This is a genomic window from Variovorax sp. DXTD-1 (genome assembly GCF_003984625.1).
Classification (GTDB): domain Bacteria; phylum Pseudomonadota; class Gammaproteobacteria; order Burkholderiales; family Burkholderiaceae_C; genus Variovorax.
The window spans coordinates 173,218-189,381 of sequence record NZ_RWKH01000002.1; the positions used below are offsets into that span (position 1 = coordinate 173,218).

Here is a 16,164-nt window from a genome sequence, read left to right on the forward strand (position 1 = left end):
CGATTGCGCCCATGACCTCCTTCCTCGTACCCCCCACTCTGCGCAGCCGCCGCGCAAGCCATGCCCCGGTGCATGGCGGGGTCGAGCTGCCGCGTCCGGCCTGAAGAAGCCCGCGCGTCCGTTGCACCGGACGCCCTGCTCGCTTCCACGGCCGAAGCGCAGCAACCGACCCTCACACAGCGTCTGCATTGCCGCCTCCTCGCCCCCGAGGGAGCGGCGGCTTCTTCATTTCCGTTTTTCATCCAAGAATTTCCATGTCCAACGACATTCATCCAGACCTGCATGCGGCGCTCTCCGAGCGGACGCTCCACCTGCAAGCGGTTGCCCAGGCGCTCAAGACCGAGCTCTTCGGCATCGACGACATCATCGACCGCGTGATCGATTCACTGCGGGCGTGGTACGTGTTTCCGCAGCTCATCAGCCGCCCGGTCATCGTGTGCCTCTGGGGCCTCACGGGCACCGGCAAGACTCAGTTGGTGCGCAGGCTCGCGCAGCACCTGGGCTTTTACGACCGCTTCATCGAGGTACAGATGGACGGCTTCAGCCATGGCTCGGGCTACAGCAGCCGGGGTTCGATTTCGGCCATGCTGGCCGAATCGGGCATCGACGAAGGCACGCCGGGCATCCTGGTGCTCGACGAGTTCCAGCGCTTTCGCACGCTGGAGAGCAACGGCAACGACGCCAGGGTCGAGCGCTACCAGGACGTGTGGGCACTGCTGTCCGACGGCCGGCTGCCGCCGGCGCTCTCGATGCTCGGCGAAATCGAGGCCTCGCTCGCCCAGGCCGAATATGAGCAAGACCGCGACGGTCCGCCCGACAAGAAGAAGGCGAAGAAGCGAAAGCTCCACCTCGCGCCCTGGGAAGCGCAAGAGATCAAGCGCTGCCTGAAACTCCCCGAAACGCTGCTGCAGATCATGGCCTGGAAGCCTTCCGAGGTGCATGCACGGCTGCGCGCCTTCCGCGACACGCAGCAGAGTTGGGAGACTGATTACAGCAAGCTGCTGGTGTTCGTCTCGGGCAACCTCGACGAGATGTATGCCGAAACCGCGCGCCGCGTGGAAGACTGCGACACCGACGCCGACATCTTCCATGCGCTGACGAAGAAGCTCTCTCTCATCGATGTGAAGAAGGCGCTGTCCGAACGCTTCAAGCCCGAGCAGGTGGCGCGGCTGGGCAACAACCACGTCATCTACCCCTCGTTCAGCCGGGCCACCTATGTGCAGCTGATTCTTTCGATCTGCGACCGCTACGTGGAAGAGATCCGTGAAAGCTCGGGTGTGCGCTTCATGCTCGAGTCGAGTGTGTACGAGCAGATCTACGCCAACGCCGTTTTCCCGGCACAGGGCACGCGCCCGCTGTTCTCCTCGATCCACGCGATCCTGAGCGCGACGCTGGTCAACGCGGCACTCTGGGCACTGGAGCAAGGCGCGGGCGGTGCAGAGCCGGTGTGGCTGTCGCTGGAAACGGCGGGTGACAAGGCTTGCATCGTGGCTCGGTATCGGGAAGGCAAGCGCGAGGTGCGCCGCAGCTTTGCGGTCACGCTCGAGCTCAACCGGCTCAAGCAGCGCTCGAACGAAGACTTTCGGGCGCTGCTGGCGGTGCACGAGGCCGGCCACGGCGTGGCCTACGGCCTGCTGTTCGGCCGTGCGCCGCAGGAGATCAAGATCAACGTCGCATCTTTCGAGGGCGGCTACAACAGCTACGAAGACCGCAAGGCATGGTCGCGGCAAAACCTGCGCGACCGCATCTGTGTGGGACTGGCGGGCCGGGCCGCGGAGCAACTGGTGTTCGGCGAACAGGCCTGCACCTCGGGCGCGTCGCAAGACTTCCGCCAAGCCACCGCATTCGCCGCGCAGTACGTGCGCCACTACGCCTTCGGCACGCGGCTGAGCCGCACCGACGTGGCCAACGATGCCGAGGACAACCTCAACACCGACCTGAAGGCCACCAACCCCGAGATCGAAGCGCTGCTCGCGCAGGAGCACGCACGCGCGCTGGCACTGCTCGAGGCGCACACGCCCGCGTTCATGGCGGTGGTCGATGCCCTGATGCGCGAAGGCTCCGTGGCGCCGTTGCAACTGGCCGAAATGCTCGACCTGCCCGCCGACGCGGGTGAATCGACCGACGCCTATGCCGCGCTGCTGGCCACCTTCAGGGCGCGCAAGCTGCCCGGTTCGGAGCCTCCCCAGGCGCCGGGCGGCCCAGTCCCGGGAGCCAGTGCCGCCCGGCTGCTGCGCGCGCTGGCCTGAGCTGCGCGAACCTTCGTTCAAGAATGCACAATCACGCTCCATGTCCACCGTTTTCAACTTCACCTTCGTGCCCTGGTTCCGCTCGGTCGCGCCCTACATCCACACGCACCGCGGTAAGACTTTCGTGGTCGCCCTGGCGGGTGAGGCGATTGCGGCGGGCAAGCTGCAGAACATTGCGCAAGACCTGGCGCTGATCCAGAGCATGGGCGTCAAGATCGTGCTGGTGCACGGCTTCCGCCCGCAGGTCAACGAGCAACTCGCCGCCAAGGGGCACGAGGCGCGCTATTCGCACGGCATCCGCATCACCGACGAGGTGGCGCTCGACTCCGCCCAGGAAGCCGCCGGCCAGTTGCGCTACGAGATCGAAGCCGCATTCAGCCAGGGCCTGCCGAACACGCCGATGGCCGGTTCGACGGTGCGCGTGATCTCGGGCAACTTCATTACCGCCCGGCCCATCGGCGTGGTCGACGGCGTGGACTTCAAGCATTCGGGCCTGGTGCGCAAGGTCGATGCGGTCGGCATCCGCCGCACGCTCGACTTCGGCGCCATGGTGCTGATGTCGCCCTTCGGCTTTTCGCCCACCGGCGAGGCGTTCAACCTGACGATGGAAGAAGTCGCCACCAGCGTGGCCATTTCGATCCAGGCCGACAAGCTGATCTTCCTGACCGAAATTCCGGGCATCCGTATCGACAGCGAACTGCCCGAGAGCGAAGACAACCCCATCGACACCGAGCTGCCGCTCGCCGCGGCCGAGAAGCTGCTGGCCTCGCTGCCGGCGCCGCAAAAACCCACCGACACCGCGTTTTACCTGCAGCACTGCGTCAAGGCGTGCAAGGCCGGCGTGGAGCGCAACCACATCCTGCCGTTTGCGCTCGACGGCTCGCTGCTGCTCGAAATCTACGTGCACGACGGCGTGGGCACCATGGTCATCGACGAGAAGCTCGAAAGCCTGCGCGAAGCCACGGTGGACGACATCGGCGGCATCCTGCAGCTGATCGAACCCTTCGAGCGCGACGGCACCCTGGTGAAGCGCGACCGCACCGAAATCGAGCGCGACGTGGGCCACTACACCGTCATCGAACACGACGGCGTGATCTTTGGCTGCGCGGCCCTCTACCCCTACCCCGAGGCGCGCACGGCCGAGATGGCGGCGCTGACCGTATCGCCCCAGTCGCAATCGCAAGGCGATGGCGAGCGCATCCTCAAGCGCATCGAGCATCGCGCCAAGGCCATGGGCCTGGAAAGCATCTTCGTGCTCACCACGCGCACCATGCACTGGTTCCTCAAGCGCGGCTTCCAGCAGGTCAACCCCGACTGGCTGCCCGAAGCCCGCAAGCGCAAGTACAACTGGGACCGCAAGAGCCAGGTGCTGGTCAAGAAAATCTGAACCCATAAAGGAAGCCCGCCGCCATGACGCTCGCCACCGCCCTGCTGTTCTCCATCGTGGCGCTGGCCGCCATTGCGACGCCCGGCCCTACGGTGCTGCTGGCGCTGAGCAACGGCTCCAGGCGCGGCGTGCGCGGCGCACTGCCCGGCATCCTGGGCGCCGTGCTGTCCGACTTCGTCCTGGTCGGCGCCGTCGCCCTCGGCCTTGGCGCACTGCTGGCCGCCTCGGAGTTCTGGTTCTCCATGCTCAAGTGGGTGGGCGCCGTGTACCTTGCATGGCTGGGCATTCGCATGCTGCGCTCCAAGGGCGGCAGCTTCGACGCGCCCAGGGCCGCCGCGGGCGACCCTTCGTCCGGGGCACCCAAGGAGGGCCGCAAGGTCTTCCTCAAGTCGTTCCTGGTGGCGGTCACTAACCCCAAGGGCTACCTGTTCTGCTCGGCATTGATGCCGCAGTTCATCGACCCGGCGGCTGCGCAGGGCATGCAGTACGCCATCATCGCCGTGCTGTTCGCTTCGCTCGATGCAGCCGTCATGCTGGTTTATGCCTTTGTCGGCGCGCGGGCGATGCGGCTGCTAACCGCCTCAGCGGCCCGCTGGATCGACCGCACCTGCGGCGCGATGCTGCTGGCGCTGGCCGGCTCGCTGGCGTTCTACCGGCGCAGCGGCACCTGAGCAGGCCGGAGCGGACGGCGACCCGTCGCCGATAATCGCTCTCCATGAACCCCCTGCTTTCCAAGCTTCAGCCCTACCCCTTCGAGCGGCTGCGGCTCCTTTTCGAGGGCGTCAAGCCCAATGCCGATTACGCGCCCGTCAGCCTGGGCATCGGCGAGCCCAAGCACGCCACGCCCGAGTTCATCAAGGAGGCGCTGGCGGCCAGCATGTCGACACTGGCGGCCTACCCCGCAACCGCCGGCAACCTAAAGCTGCGCACCGCCTTTACCGACTGGCTGCAGCGCCGCTACGCCTTGCAACTCGACCCGGCCTCGCAGGTGCTGCCGGTCAACGGCTCGCGCGAGGCGCTGTTCTCGCTGGCGCAAACGGTGGTCGACGCCAGCAAATCGCCCGCGCCGGTGGTCGTTTCGCCCAATCCGTTCTATCAAATCTACGAAGGCGCGGCCCTGCTCGCGGGCGCCGAGCCGTACTACGTTCCGAGCGTGCCGTCGCGCAATTTCGCGGTCGATTGGGACAGCGTTCCCGAGGCGGTCTGGGAGCGCACCCAGCTGGTGTTCGTCTGCTCGCCGGGCAACCCGACCGGCGCCGTGATGCCGTTGGACGAATGGAAAAAGCTTTTCGCACTGTCCGACCGCTTCGGTTTCGTGATTGCGGCCGACGAGTGCTACAGCGAGATCTACTTTCGCGACGAGCCCCCGCTCAGCGGCCTGGAAGCCGCCGCAAAGCTGGGCCGCAGCGACTTCAAGAACCTGATTGCGCTCACCTCGCTGTCCAAGCGCAGCAACGTGCCGGGACTGCGCAGCGGCTTCGTGGCGGGCGATGCGGCCATCATCAAGAGCTTCTTGCTCTACCGCACCTACCACGGCAGCGCGATGAGCGGCACCGTGGCCGCGGCCAGCATTGCGGCCTGGGGCGACGAAGCCCACGTGGTCGAAAACCGCGCCAAGTACCGCGCCAAGTTTGCAGCCGTCACGCCGCTGCTTGAACCGGTGCTCGATGTGCGGCTGCCGGACGCCAGCTTCTACCTGTGGGCGGGGGTGCCCGAAGTGTGGGCTGGCGACGACGAATCCTTCGCCCGCGAGCTCTACGCTCAATACAATGTTACGGTTTTGCCGGGGAGCTATCTGGCGCGCGACACGGCGCACAGCCCCAACCCCGGCCGCGGCCGCATCCGCATGGCTTTGGTGGCCGAAACTGCCGAATGCGTGGAAGCCGCCGAACGCATCGTCCGCTTCGTCCAGTCCGGTGCAAAAGGCCAGCGCTGAACCGCTGCTTTCCCGGCTCCCATTTTTTACCCGAGACCCTCTCATGACCCAGCAACTGCAACAAATCATCGACGCCGCGTGGGAAGACCGCGCCAATGTCTCGCCCAGTGCCGCCTCCGCCGAAGTGCGCGACGCCGTCGAGCACGTGATCTCCGAACTCAACAACGGCAAGCTGCGCGTTGCCACGCGTGAAGGCGTGGGCAAGTGGACGGTGCACCAGTGGATCAAGAAGGCCGTGCTGCTGTCGTTCCGCCTGAAGGACAACGAGCAGATGCAGGCCGGCTCGCTCGGCTTTTATGACAAGGTGCCGACCAAGTTCTCGCACCTGTCGGCCGGCGAGCTGAAGGAATCGGGCGTGCGCATCGTGCCGCCGGCCGTGGCACGCCGCGGCAGCTACATCGCCAAGGGCGCGATCCTGATGCCCTCGTACGTGAACATCGGCGCCTACGTGGGCGAAGGCACCATGGTCGACACCTGGGCCACCGTGGGCTCGTGCGCGCAGATCGGCGCCAACGTGCACCTGTCGGGCGGCGTCGGCATCGGCGGCGTGCTCGAGCCGCTGCAGGCCGGCCCGACCATCATCGAAGACAACTGCTTCATCGGCGCCCGCTCCGAAGTGGTCGAAGGCGTGGTGATCGAAGAAAACTCCGTGCTCGGCATGGGCGTGTACATCGGCCAGAGCACACCCATCTTCAACCGCGACACCGGAGAAACCTTCTTCGGCCGCGTGCCGTCCGGCAGCGTGGTCATCAGCGGCAACCTGCCCAAGAAGACCAAGTCGGGCCAGGACTACAGCACCTACGCGGCCATCATCGTCAAGACGGTCGATGCGCAAACGCGCTCCAAGACCAGCCTGAACGACCTGCTGCGCGACTGATCGACAGGCTCCCGCCTTTGTCCCGTTAGAAAACAACAGCACCCGAGGAGAGAGACCGATGAACATGATGGAGCGAATTCTTCGTTTGATGGCCGAGCGCAAGGCCTCCGACATCTACCTCTCGGCCCACTCTCCGGTGCTGATTCGCATGAACGGCACCTGCGTGCCGATCAATGCGCAGGTGCTGCCCGCCACCGCGCCGCTCGCGTTGCTGGCCGAAGTGGTGCCCGAAGCCCGCATCCAGGAGCTGGAAAGAACGGGCGAACTCAACATGGCCGTGATGCTCGAAGGCGCCGGCAACTACCGCATCAGCGCCATGCGCCAGCGCGGCAGCTATGCGGTGGTGGTGCGGCACATCGCCTCGACCATCCCCAGCTTTGCCGACCTGAACCTGCCCGACATTCTCAAGACACTGATCATGGAAAAGCGCGGGCTGATCCTGATGGTCGGCGCTACCGGCGCGGGCAAGACCACCACGCTCGCATCGATGCTCGACTACCGCAACGAGCACGCCACGGGCCACATCCTCACGGTGGAAGAACCCATCGAGTTCACCTACACCAACAAGAAGTCGCTGGTGAACCAGCGCGACGTGGGCAGCGACACCGAGTCGCTGCAGGTGGCGCTCAAGAACGCGTTGCGCCAAGCGCCCGACGTGATCCAGATCGGCGAAATCCGCGACCGCGAAACCATGACGGCAGCCATTGCCTATGCGCAGTCGGGCCACCTGTGCGTGGCCACGCTGCATGCCAACAACAGCTACCGCGCGCTCAACCGCATCCTGAGCTTCTTCCCGGTCGAGGTGCGCCCCACGCTGCTGGGCGACCTGGGCTCGGCCCTGCGCGCTATCGTGTCGCAGCGGTTGCTGCGCACGCCCACCGGCGGCCGCGTGCCGGCGCTCGAAGTCATGCTCAACACGGCCCTGGTGGCCGAGCTGATCGAAAAAGGCGACTTCTCCGCCGTCAAGGAGGCCATGGAACAGTCGATGGCCGAAGGCTCGCAGACCTTCGAGGAAGACATTGCCCGCCTCATCACCGAAGAGCGCGTGACGCGCGAGGAAGGCCTGGCCCAAGCCGACTCGCCCACCAACCTGATGTGGCGCCTGCAGAACCGCGCCGCGCCCAAGCCCAAGACCGAAGACCGCCACCTGACGGACCAGGTCGACGAACCCACCTTTACCGACATCACGCTGGACGTGAAGTTCTGACCGACCCGGCCCCCTGGCTTTTTTCTGATGTCCCGTACGCTCCAGCTCGCCGAACAACTCATCTCGCGCCCCTCCGTCACCCCCGAGGATGCGGGTTGCCAACAGATCATCGGCGAACGGCTGGCGCCGCTGGGCTTCACGCTTGAAACCATCGAGAGCGGCCCGGCCGACTTTCGCGTGACCAACCTGTGGGCGGTGCGCCGCCCCACTGGCGCCAGGGCAACCAAGACGCTGGTGTTCGCGGGCCATACCGACGTGGTGCCCACCGGCCCGGTCGAGCAATGGACCAGCCACCCCTTCACGCCCACGCACCGCGGCGGCAAGCTCTACGGCCGCGGGGCCTGCGACATGAAGACCTCGGTCGCCGCCTTCGTGGTGTCGATCGAAGAATTTCTCAAGGCCATGCCCGACCCCAAGCTCACGCTCGCGCTGCTGCTCACCAGCGATGAAGAAGGCCCGGGCATCGACGGCACCGTCGTCGTATGCAACGCCCTCGCCGCGCGCGGCGAAGTCATCGACTACTGCATCGTCGGCGAGCCCACCGCCGTCCAGCGCTGCGGCGACATGATCAAGAACGGCCGCCGCGGCACCATGAGCGGCAAGCTCACGGTCAACGGCGTGCAGGGGCACATCGCCTATCCGCACCTGGCGAAAAACCCGGTGCACGCCTTTGCGCCCGCGCTGGCCGAACTGGTGGCCATCAACGCGGCCGGCGGTTGGGACGCGGGCAATGCGTACTTCCAGCCCACCAGCTGGCAGATCAGCAATTTCCACTCGGGCACCGGCGCGAGCAACGTGATTCCGGGCAGCGCGGTCATCGACTTCAACTTTCGCTTTTCGACAGAGTCGACACCCGAATCGCTGCAGAAGCGCGTGCACGCGGTGCTCGATGCCCACGGCGTCGACTACACGCTCGCGTGGACCGTGGGCGGCCTGCCCTTTCTCACCACACCGGGCGAACTGGTGGCGTCGGTGCAGGCGGCCATTGCCGATGAAACCGGCATCCAGACCGAGCTGTCGACCAGCGGCGGCACCAGCGATGCGCGCTTCATCGCCAAGATCTGCACGCAGGTGGTCGAGCTGGGTCCGGTCAACGCCAGCATCCACAAGATCGACGAGCACATCGACGTGGCCGAGATCGAGACGCTGAAGAACATCTACAAGCGCACGCTGGAGCGGCTCGAAGCGTCGCTGGCCCGATGAGCACCGTCATCGAGCTGATCGAGGCCGGCGCCAAGCGGCTGGAAGAAGCCGGCGTCGCCTTCGGCCACGGCACCGCCAACGCCTTCGACGAAGCCGCCTGGCTCGTGATGTGGCGCCTGAAGTTGCCGCTGGACGAACTGGACGGGGTGGCCGACAGCCCCGTATCGCCGGCCGACGCCGGCAAGGTGCACGCACTCATCGAAGAGCGCATTGCCACGCGCAAGCCTGCCGCCTACCTCACGAAGGAGGCCTGGCTGCAGGGCGTGTCCTTTTACGTGGACGAGCGCGCCATCGTGCCGCGCAGCTTTATCGCCGAACTGATTGCAGACGGCAGCATCGACTACTGGCTGGGCGAACACACACAGCGCGTGCTCGATCTGTGCACCGGCAACGGCAGCCTGGCCGTGCTCGCGGCGCTGACCTATCCGGACGTAACGGTGGATGCCGCCGACCTGTCGGTGGAAGCGCTCGAGGTGGCCGCCATCAACGTGACGCGGCATCAGCTCGACGCACGCGTGACGCTGATCGAATCGGACGGCCTGAAGAAAGTGGCCGGCCCTTACGACCTGGTGCTGTGCAATCCGCCCTACGTGAACAGCGCGAGCATGGCCGCCCTGCCCGCCGAATACCGCGCCGAGCCTGAACTGGCGCTGGCCGGCGGCACCGACGGCATGGACTTTGTGCGCCAGCTGTTCGCCGACGCGCCTTCGCGCATGAGCGAGCAGGCGGTGCTGGTGCTTGAAATCGGCAACGAGCGCGACTACTTCGAGGCGGCATTTCCGCAGCTCGAGGTGGTGTGGCTCGAAACATCGGCGGGCGAGGACCAGGTCCTGCTGGTCACCCGAGCCGCTTTGCTGGCCGGTGCCGGCGCGCGTTAGCTGCGCCCGGTCGAGCCCCCACCGCTTTTCCGCAGCCTGCGCTGCGGCCCCCTTTAACGGGCGCTCTTCGCCCCTATGCCCCTTTGTGCCAGGCCGCCCGGGGCTGGGCGGGATAATCGCCCCTACGGTTCCTATTTCATGATTACTCTCAAAAACGTCATTCTTCGCCGCAGCGCCAAGGTTCTGCTCGACGGCGCCACCGTCACCCTCAACCCCGGTGAAAAGGTCGGCCTGGTGGGCCGCAACGGCGCAGGCAAGTCGACACTGTTCGCGCTGCTCAACGGCACGCTGCACGAAGACGGCGGCGACTTTTCGGTGCCCAAGCACTGGCGCATGGCCCAGGTGGCGCAGAACATGCCCGAAACCGACGAATCGGCCACCGAATTCGTGGTGGGCGGCGACACCCGCCTGACCGAGCTGCGCGAGAAGCTGGCCGCGATCGAGGCCGCCTACGAGGCCAACCCCGATGACGGCGACATCGGCATGGAACTGGCCCACGCCTACACCGACCTGGCCGACGCCGGCGAGCACGACGCAGTGCCGCGCGCGCAGGCGCTGATTCTTGGCCTGGGCTTCAAGTCGCACGAGCTCGACGAGCCCGTGAACAGCTTCTCGGGCGGCTGGCGCATGCGCCTGCAACTGGCCCGCGCGCTCATGTGTCCGAGCGACCTGCTGCTGCTCGACGAACCCACCAACCACTTGGACCTGGACGCGCTCGTCTGGCTCGAAGCCTGGCTGCAGAAATACGCCGGCACCATGATCGTCATCAGCCACGACCGCGAGTTTCTCGACGCCGTGACCGACGTGACCCTGCACATTGCCAACGCCCAGCTCACGCGCTACGGCGGCAACTACAGCAAGTTCGAGGACATGCGCGCGCTGCAGATGGAGCAGCAGCAAGTCGCCTTCAGCAAGCAGCAGGACAAGATCGCCCACCTGCAGAAGTTCATCGACCGCTTCAAGGCCAAGGCCAGCAAGGCCAAGCAGGCGCAAAGCCGTGTCAAGGCGCTGGAGCGCATGGAGCGCGTGGCGCCGCTGCTGGCCGAAGCCGACTTCACCTTCGAGTTCAAGGAGCCCGGCAATATTCCGAACCCGATGCTCTCGATCAGCAATGCGAGCTTCGGTTATGAGATCGAAGGCGAAGAGCCCAAGACCATCTTGCGCGGAGTCAGCCGCTCGGTGCTGGCGGGCCAGCGCATCGGCATTCTGGGCGCCAACGGCCAGGGCAAGTCGACCCTGGTGAAGACCATTGCGCGCGAAATGGGCGCGCTGGCCGGCCAGGTGACCGAGGGCAAGGGCCTGAACATCGGCTACTTTGCGCAGCAGGAACTCGACGTGCTGCGCCCGCAAGACACGCCGCTGGAGCACATGGTGCGCATGGCGCGGGAACTCGGCAGCAGCGTGAAAGAGGCCACCGGTGAGCAGGCCCTGCGCGGCTTTCTGGGCAGCTTCAACTTCAGCGGCGACATGGTGAAGCAGCCCGTGGGCACCATGAGCGGCGGTGAAAAAGCGCGCCTGGTGCTCGCGATGATGGTGTGGCAGCGCCCCAACCTGCTGCTGCTGGACGAGCCCACCAACCACCTGGACCTGGCCACCCGCGAGGCCCTGGCCGTGGCCCTGAACGAGTTCGAAGGCACGCTGATGCTCGTGAGCCACGATCGTGCGCTGCTGCGCTCGGTGTGCGACGAATTCTGGCTCGTGGGCCGCGGCGTGGTCACCGATTTCGACGGCGACCTCGACGACTACCAGCGCTACCTGCTCGACGAGGCCAAGCGGCTGCGCGAAGAGGCCAAGGTGGCCGTGCGCGAGGCTGCAAGTGCCGCGGCGCCTGCTGCGGCCTCGCCCGCGGCGCCGTCGTCCACCGAGAGCGAATCCGCGGCCGCCGGCAAGAACCCGCAGCAGCGCAAGCAGGACGCCCAGGGTCGCCAGCAACGCAGCGACCAGGCCAGGCCGATCAAGCGCGAAATTGCGCAGATCGACGAACGCCTGGCCGCGGCAGGTGCTGAACGCACGGCGCTCGAGGCGCGCCTTGCGCAGCCGCTGCCGTCGGCTGAAATTGCCGAAGCAGGCAAGCGGCTGAAAGACCTCAACGAAGAAATCGGCCGCCTCGAGGAGCGTTGGCTGGCCCTGTCCGACCAGCTCGAGGCGCTGGCGGCCTGAACCGAACCTGCAAAGGAGACACGCGCCATGCCGTCCGCCATCGAACTGGCCCGAGGTGACGAAAAGCTCATTGCCGCGGTCCACCGCAGCCGCCGCCTGATCGGTCGCAAGGCCCTGATGGCCGCCGCCGCCAGCGCCATTCCGCTGCCCGGTATCGACTGGGCGGCCGATGCCGCCCTGCTCTCGCGGCTGGTGCCGCAGATCAGCGCCGAGTTCGGCCTCTCGGTCACCCAGGTCGAAAAACTCGCGCCGCACCAGCGCGAGCGCATCCAGAAGGCTGCCACGACGGTTGGCGCCCTGCTGGTAGGCCGGCTGGTCACGCGCGACCTGCTGATCAAGCTCGCCAGGCATGCCGGCGTGAAGCTCACAGCCAAGCAGGCCGCCAAGTACGTGCCGATAGCCGGGCAGATCGTCTCGGCCGCGCTCGGCTATGCCGCCTTGCGTGCGTTGGGCGAGCAGCACATCAAGGACTGCGTGCGCGTCAGCTCGACCCTCGCCTTATCGCCTCCCGAACCGCATGCGCCCGCCTGAAGGCGCAGTCGTCGAACAGAGCAAGGCCGACGCAAGCCGCGGTGACCAGGCCCGAAATGGCCAGACCACCCAAGCCGTAGTCCCGCAGGCGAATTCCGTAGAAGAGCGCTGCGGCAGACAGCAGTGCCAATAGCGCGCAAAGCGCGCGGTCGAGCCACAGGCCCGGTGTCGATGGCCTTTGCATGGTCAGCCCATGGGATGAACCTGACCGCGGCGCGGCTTCATGCCGTGTGCTCGTTTTTCCGTCTGCTTTTGCGTTGGCCCTGAGGCTTTCGGCGCCAGCACCAACTTGCGTGGTTTCATGGCAAATACTCCCTTTCAACTATTCTAGAGTCCAAGTTGAATATTCGCCTGCGCTTAAATCTGCGCCATGGAGACTATTGCAGCGCGTGCATTGGCAGCACGCAAATACGCCAAGATGACTCAGAAGCAGGCCGAAGCCGCTTCGGGCGTCAAGCAGTCGAACATCTCGAAGATCGAACGGGGCGACACCGGCCGCTCGATGGGCCTGCTCGCCCTCGCTCGCGCGTATCGCGTCGACCCCAACTGGCTTGACACCGGCGACGGCCCCGCTCCATGGGACGAAGTGCAGTTGCGTCCGGCCCGAGACAACGCCAATGAACCTCCCGGCCCGTACCGCGTCACGCGAACGCCGCCCTCGAGCCCTTCATTCAGCCCGGGCACGCCCGGTACGGTGCCGCTCCTTGCCTGGACGCAGGCGGCCACATGGACCGGCGGCGCCGGCCGAAGTCCGATCGATGCCGAGCGATGGATTCCCTGCGTTGCACATCACAGCGCCGGCAGCACCTATGCATTGCGCGTACGCGGCGACAGCATGACCGCTCCGCACGGTCACCTGAAGAGCTACCCCGCGGAATCGATCATCTTCGTCGACGCGCTGCGAACAGCGCCCGCGGACGGCGAACGCATCATCGCCAGGCTCGAGTCGAACAACGAGGTCACGTTCAAGGTCTTCAAGGAAGAAGACGGCCGCCGCTGGCTGCTGCCGTTGAACCCCAGGCACGAGCCGATCCGCATGGCTTTCACCGTGCTCGGCACCGTCATCGGCAAGTGGGAAGACGAAGACTGACGCACGCGCCAGGTCAGGTTGCGTGCAGGTTCGGCGGGCACAGTAGAGGCTCCTTCTCCCCGTGGCCTGCATCCTCTCTGATCCTCCCTCCTCCAGCAGGTCACCTTCCAGCCCGCCCTTGTGCGGGCTGTTTTTTTTGCCGCGGGCTGCGTGCAGCGCGAAAAACAAAAAGCCTGCCATCTCTCGACAGCAGGCTTTCAATATTCACGCGATTCGGGTGGTAGGACGTACTGGATTCGAACCAGTGACCAACGGATTAAAAGGCCACCGAGATTCCCAATTCTATCAACCACTTAGGCAAAAAAGTGTTCCGCAATTCAGCGGATATCGATGGCCGCAAAGCCAATGCCCGCGCGGGCCTGTTCTTTTTTGCGGAATATCTTTAACCCCCTTCCACCAGCTCCGCAAAGACAGCTTTCCAGTACCAATTCGTGCTCTTGTGATGCGTGGTGCTGGACAGCTTGTAGGTGATGCGCACGCGGCCGAGGTGGTGGTCGACCTCGGCAAAGCGCTCGGGCGGCTGGCCGGGGCCCGGCTTCGGCAAGCTCATGGACGTGGCCCCTATCACGTCGCCCGGAACCTTGGCCAGGATGCCGCTGGATGCGTAGAAATCGGACATGGCGCCAGCATAGCGCGGAGACCCCTTCGCGCCACCTTTCGACTCAGCTACATTTCAGCCCAATGACCACCTATCTCACCATCAAGCTCATCCTCATCGGCGTGGGCGCGCTCGGGTGGGGCATCTATTGCGGCATCAACGGCCTGGACTTGTCAGGGCGACCGGAGCAGCGCGAGCCGCGAGACTGAGCGGCGCCGCGGCCACGCTGCGGCCAATCGGACCTTTCGGCTGCATGAGCGCAGCGGCTCGTTGCGGATCCAGCAACGCCTGCGCGAGCCGCTCCTGGATCTGCGCATTCGCCCCGCCGTAGACCATGTTCAGTGCGCGACCGGCCAGACCTTGGGCTGCCGGTGAGCCAGACAAGCCACGCCCGACGACCGATTGCAGCAGCCCATCGCTGGCCAGGTTCTGCACGGTGTTCGAACCCACGGCGCGCCCGGCATTGCTGGCGAGTTGGCTTGCGTTCAGGTCGGCTTGCAGTCGCCGAAGCAAGCCCATTTGATCGGGCGTCAGCTCGCGCGCAAGGTCCGCGCCTTGGTTTTTCAGAAGGTTGTTCAGCTTGGCGGCCGACAGGATCGCATTGCCCTGCGTGTCGACGGTTCCGGTCTGAAGCGTCCGAAGCACATCGCTCAGCTTCTCCATCTGGTTGATGGGCTGGCTCTCGCGCGCGTAGGTTTCGAGATACTGGCGCCAGGTGGGTTGAGCGCTGCCGCTCGTGACGCCCCCTGTTTCGGGGCCGACTCGCTGCGCCAGTGGGCCGATCTCACGAGATCCCGGCAGCGTGGTGCGCCGGCTGGCCGTGTCGATCGCATCGTCGATCAGGCTTTTCACGCCCTTCAACTGGCCGGCGGCGTAGCGCAGATTCCCCGCCTCGCCTTGCAGCTTCCCACCCAAAACCTCGTTGATGTCCTTGCGGATCGCGTACAGGGCGCGGGCATTCACGGTGCCGTCAGCAGCAGCCAGGCTGCCGATGCGATTGCGGAATTGGCCGAGCGCCTGCTGCGCGAGCTGCCCGGCGTTGTCGGGATTGGCCAGCATGCCGTCGAGTTGCGTCAGGATGCCTTCGGCGGCCACATCGCCCGCTCGCTTGAGCACATCGTCGCGCATCGATCCAGTGAGGTCGTCGCGCGCCTGTTTCGCCAAGGACATCTTGCCAGGGTTGCCGGCGACATCATCGAGCGCCGCGGTACGCGCTTGGTTCTGCGCAGTCTGGCGCGCGGTGAGCTCGGCGGCATACGTGGGATTCGTCGCCTGCACCGTCCGGCTCAGGCCAGCCAATCCGGTATCTCCAGCGGCCATAGCTGCAGTGGGCACAGAACCCGGGATCACCTCGCTGGCGCTGGCCAGCGCGGCGCGCGCGGCGTCAGGATCCGCAGCGAACTCGCGCAGCGCATTGCCCACGATCCGGTCCTGGCCCGCGCCATAGAACGGCCGTGCCACGCCGCCAATGGCACGGCCCACTTGCCCCAGCCCGCGCACTGCCAGCGGTACAGCAGCGCCGATGGCCGCTCCTGCGCCCGCGTCATCGGGGTTTACGAGCCCGGCCGTCGCACCGCCGCTGATGGCGCCTCCCGCGGCCCGGGTGGCGAGACCTGCACCCCCAGCGCGTAGGCCGCCGGAGGCGATGGCGTCGCCCAAGGCCACGGCGCGCGGCGCGGCAGTTGCCACACCGGCAGCCCGCACGCCGGCACCCAACGCACCGCCCACGGGTAGGGTGGCCAGCACTTCGCCGCCCACTTGCCCCACCTTGTAGGCGGTGCTGCCCCCGTAGGCGCGGTCAGTTGCTGCCTTGTTCTCCGCGTTTCCCGCGCGAACCTTTTCCGCCTCCGCGTCAGAGAAAACGCCGGCCAGCAGTTCGGCCGGCTTGTCGATGACGTTCCTCAGGCCGCGCATCAAGCCGACACCGGTGTTTTCAATCACACCACCGCCCTCCCCCGCCGCTGGTGCGCCGTAGCGTGTCCACGGGCCAGCGGCAGTAGCCTCAGCGCTTGCAGGCTCCGCGCCCGGGCGCCCCTGGTACTTCTCCC

General features: G+C 66.1%; 14 protein-coding genes. 12 read left to right on the top strand and 2 right to left on the bottom strand.

The window, feature by feature from the left end; translation table 11 throughout:
- The first annotated feature begins 254 nt into the window (after positions 1–254).
- The 11 genes from EJI00_RS02840 (at position 255) to EJI00_RS02890 (ending at position 13,518) form a co-directional block, all read left to right on the top strand.
- The gene (locus tag EJI00_RS02840) at positions 255–2,249 is read left to right on the top strand and encodes an AAA family ATPase (protein WP_126745948.1); all 1,995 of its coding nucleotides are present in this window, start codon (positions 255–257) and stop codon (positions 2,247–2,249) included.
- 40 nt (positions 2,250–2,289) lie between these two features.
- Entirely contained in the window at positions 2,290–3,636 is a 1,347-nt protein-coding gene (gene argA, locus EJI00_RS02845; RefSeq protein ID WP_126745949.1) for an amino-acid N-acetyltransferase, read from the top strand.
- 23 nt (positions 3,637–3,659) lie between these two features.
- On the top strand, positions 3,660–4,307 hold the full coding sequence (locus EJI00_RS02850) for a LysE family translocator (RefSeq protein WP_126745950.1): 648 nt from the start codon (positions 3,660–3,662) through the stop codon (positions 4,305–4,307).
- Positions 4,308–4,351: 44 nt separating this feature from the next.
- On the top strand, positions 4,352–5,572 hold the full coding sequence (gene dapC / locus EJI00_RS02855; RefSeq protein ID WP_126745951.1) for a succinyldiaminopimelate transaminase: 1,221 nt from the start codon (positions 4,352–4,354) through the stop codon (positions 5,570–5,572).
- Between the two features lie 43 nt (positions 5,573–5,615).
- Positions 5,616–6,449, top strand: coding sequence for a 2,3,4,5-tetrahydropyridine-2,6-dicarboxylate N-succinyltransferase (dapD, locus tag EJI00_RS02860; RefSeq protein WP_126745952.1), 834 nt, complete (start codon positions 5,616–5,618; stop codon positions 6,447–6,449).
- A 58-nt stretch (positions 6,450–6,507) separates the two neighbouring features.
- The gene (locus tag EJI00_RS02865; protein WP_126745953.1) at positions 6,508–7,656 is read left to right on the top strand and encodes a PilT/PilU family type 4a pilus ATPase; all 1,149 of its coding nucleotides are present in this window, start codon (positions 6,508–6,510) and stop codon (positions 7,654–7,656) included.
- A 27-nt stretch (positions 7,657–7,683) separates the two neighbouring features.
- The gene (dapE, locus tag EJI00_RS02870; protein WP_126745954.1) at positions 7,684–8,859 is read left to right on the top strand and encodes a succinyl-diaminopimelate desuccinylase; all 1,176 of its coding nucleotides are present in this window, start codon (positions 7,684–7,686) and stop codon (positions 8,857–8,859) included.
- Complete coding sequence (gene prmB, locus EJI00_RS02875) at positions 8,856–9,737, top strand: 50S ribosomal protein L3 N(5)-glutamine methyltransferase (protein ID WP_126745955.1); 882 nt, start codon at positions 8,856–8,858, stop codon at positions 9,735–9,737. Before dapE ends, prmB begins: the two co-directional genes overlap by 4 nt.
- A 138-nt stretch (positions 9,738–9,875) precedes the next feature.
- Positions 9,876–11,897 (top strand): ABC-F family ATP-binding cassette domain-containing protein, encoded by a 2,022-nt coding sequence (locus EJI00_RS02880; RefSeq protein WP_126745956.1) that lies wholly within the window; start codon positions 9,876–9,878, stop codon positions 11,895–11,897.
- A 27-nt stretch (positions 11,898–11,924) separates the two neighbouring features.
- Positions 11,925–12,428, top strand: a complete 504-nt coding sequence (locus tag EJI00_RS02885) for a hypothetical protein (RefSeq protein ID WP_126745957.1) — start codon at positions 11,925–11,927, stop codon at positions 12,426–12,428.
- A 370-nt stretch (positions 12,429–12,798) separates the two neighbouring features.
- Positions 12,799–13,518 carry a helix-turn-helix domain-containing protein gene (locus EJI00_RS02890; protein WP_126745958.1) on the top strand — a complete coding sequence of 240 codons (720 nt, stop codon included), beginning with the start codon at positions 12,799–12,801 and terminating at the stop codon, positions 13,516–13,518.
- 382 nt (positions 13,519–13,900) lie between these two features.
- On the opposite strand, the gene EJI00_RS02895 is transcribed toward EJI00_RS02890, so the two are convergent.
- On the bottom strand, positions 13,901–14,137 hold the full coding sequence (locus tag EJI00_RS02895; protein ID WP_126745959.1) for a hypothetical protein: 237 nt from the start codon (positions 14,135–14,137) through the stop codon (positions 13,901–13,903).
- A 62-nt stretch (positions 14,138–14,199) separates the two neighbouring features.
- On the opposite strand from EJI00_RS02895, the gene EJI00_RS25315 reads away from it, so the two are divergent.
- Positions 14,200–14,325, top strand: a complete 126-nt coding sequence (locus EJI00_RS25315; protein WP_260590432.1) for a hypothetical protein — start codon at positions 14,200–14,202, stop codon at positions 14,323–14,325.
- Here EJI00_RS25315 and EJI00_RS02900 read toward each other — a convergent pair.
- On the bottom strand, positions 14,273–16,057 hold the full coding sequence (locus EJI00_RS02900) for a hypothetical protein (protein ID WP_126745960.1): 1,785 nt from the start codon (positions 16,055–16,057) through the stop codon (positions 14,273–14,275). The two genes, EJI00_RS25315 and EJI00_RS02900, sit on opposite strands and share 53 nt — an antisense overlap.
- Positions 16,058–16,164 lie beyond the last annotated feature (107 nt).

What these genes read in the sequence shown, in the direction of transcription:
- EJI00_RS02840 (WP_126745948.1), top strand. Translation starts at nt 255, where the DNA reads ATGTCCAACGACATTCATCCAGACCTGCATGCGGCGCTCTCCGAGCGG.
- argA (WP_126745949.1), top strand. Translation starts at nt 2,290, where the DNA reads ATGTCCACCGTTTTCAACTTCACCTTCGTGCCCTGGTTCCGCTCGGTC.
- EJI00_RS02850 (WP_126745950.1), top strand. Translation starts at nt 3,660, where the DNA reads ATGACGCTCGCCACCGCCCTGCTGTTCTCCATCGTGGCGCTGGCCGCC.
- dapC (WP_126745951.1), top strand. Translation starts at nt 4,352, where the DNA reads ATGAACCCCCTGCTTTCCAAGCTTCAGCCCTACCCCTTCGAGCGGCTG.
- dapD (WP_126745952.1), top strand. Translation starts at nt 5,616, where the DNA reads ATGACCCAGCAACTGCAACAAATCATCGACGCCGCGTGGGAAGACCGC.
- EJI00_RS02865 (WP_126745953.1), top strand. Translation starts at nt 6,508, where the DNA reads ATGAACATGATGGAGCGAATTCTTCGTTTGATGGCCGAGCGCAAGGCC.
- dapE (WP_126745954.1), top strand. Translation starts at nt 7,684, where the DNA reads ATGTCCCGTACGCTCCAGCTCGCCGAACAACTCATCTCGCGCCCCTCC.
- prmB (WP_126745955.1), top strand. Translation starts at nt 8,856, where the DNA reads ATGAGCACCGTCATCGAGCTGATCGAGGCCGGCGCCAAGCGGCTGGAA.
- EJI00_RS02880 (WP_126745956.1), top strand. Translation starts at nt 9,876, where the DNA reads ATGATTACTCTCAAAAACGTCATTCTTCGCCGCAGCGCCAAGGTTCTG.
- EJI00_RS02885 (WP_126745957.1), top strand. Translation starts at nt 11,925, where the DNA reads ATGCCGTCCGCCATCGAACTGGCCCGAGGTGACGAAAAGCTCATTGCC.
- EJI00_RS02890 (WP_126745958.1), top strand. Translation starts at nt 12,799, where the DNA reads ATGGAGACTATTGCAGCGCGTGCATTGGCAGCACGCAAATACGCCAAG.
- EJI00_RS02895 (WP_126745959.1), bottom strand. Translation starts at nt 14,137, where the DNA reads ATGTCCGATTTCTACGCATCCAGCGGCATCCTGGCCAAGGTTCCGGGC.
- EJI00_RS25315 (WP_260590432.1), top strand. Translation starts at nt 14,200, where the DNA reads ATGACCACCTATCTCACCATCAAGCTCATCCTCATCGGCGTGGGCGCG.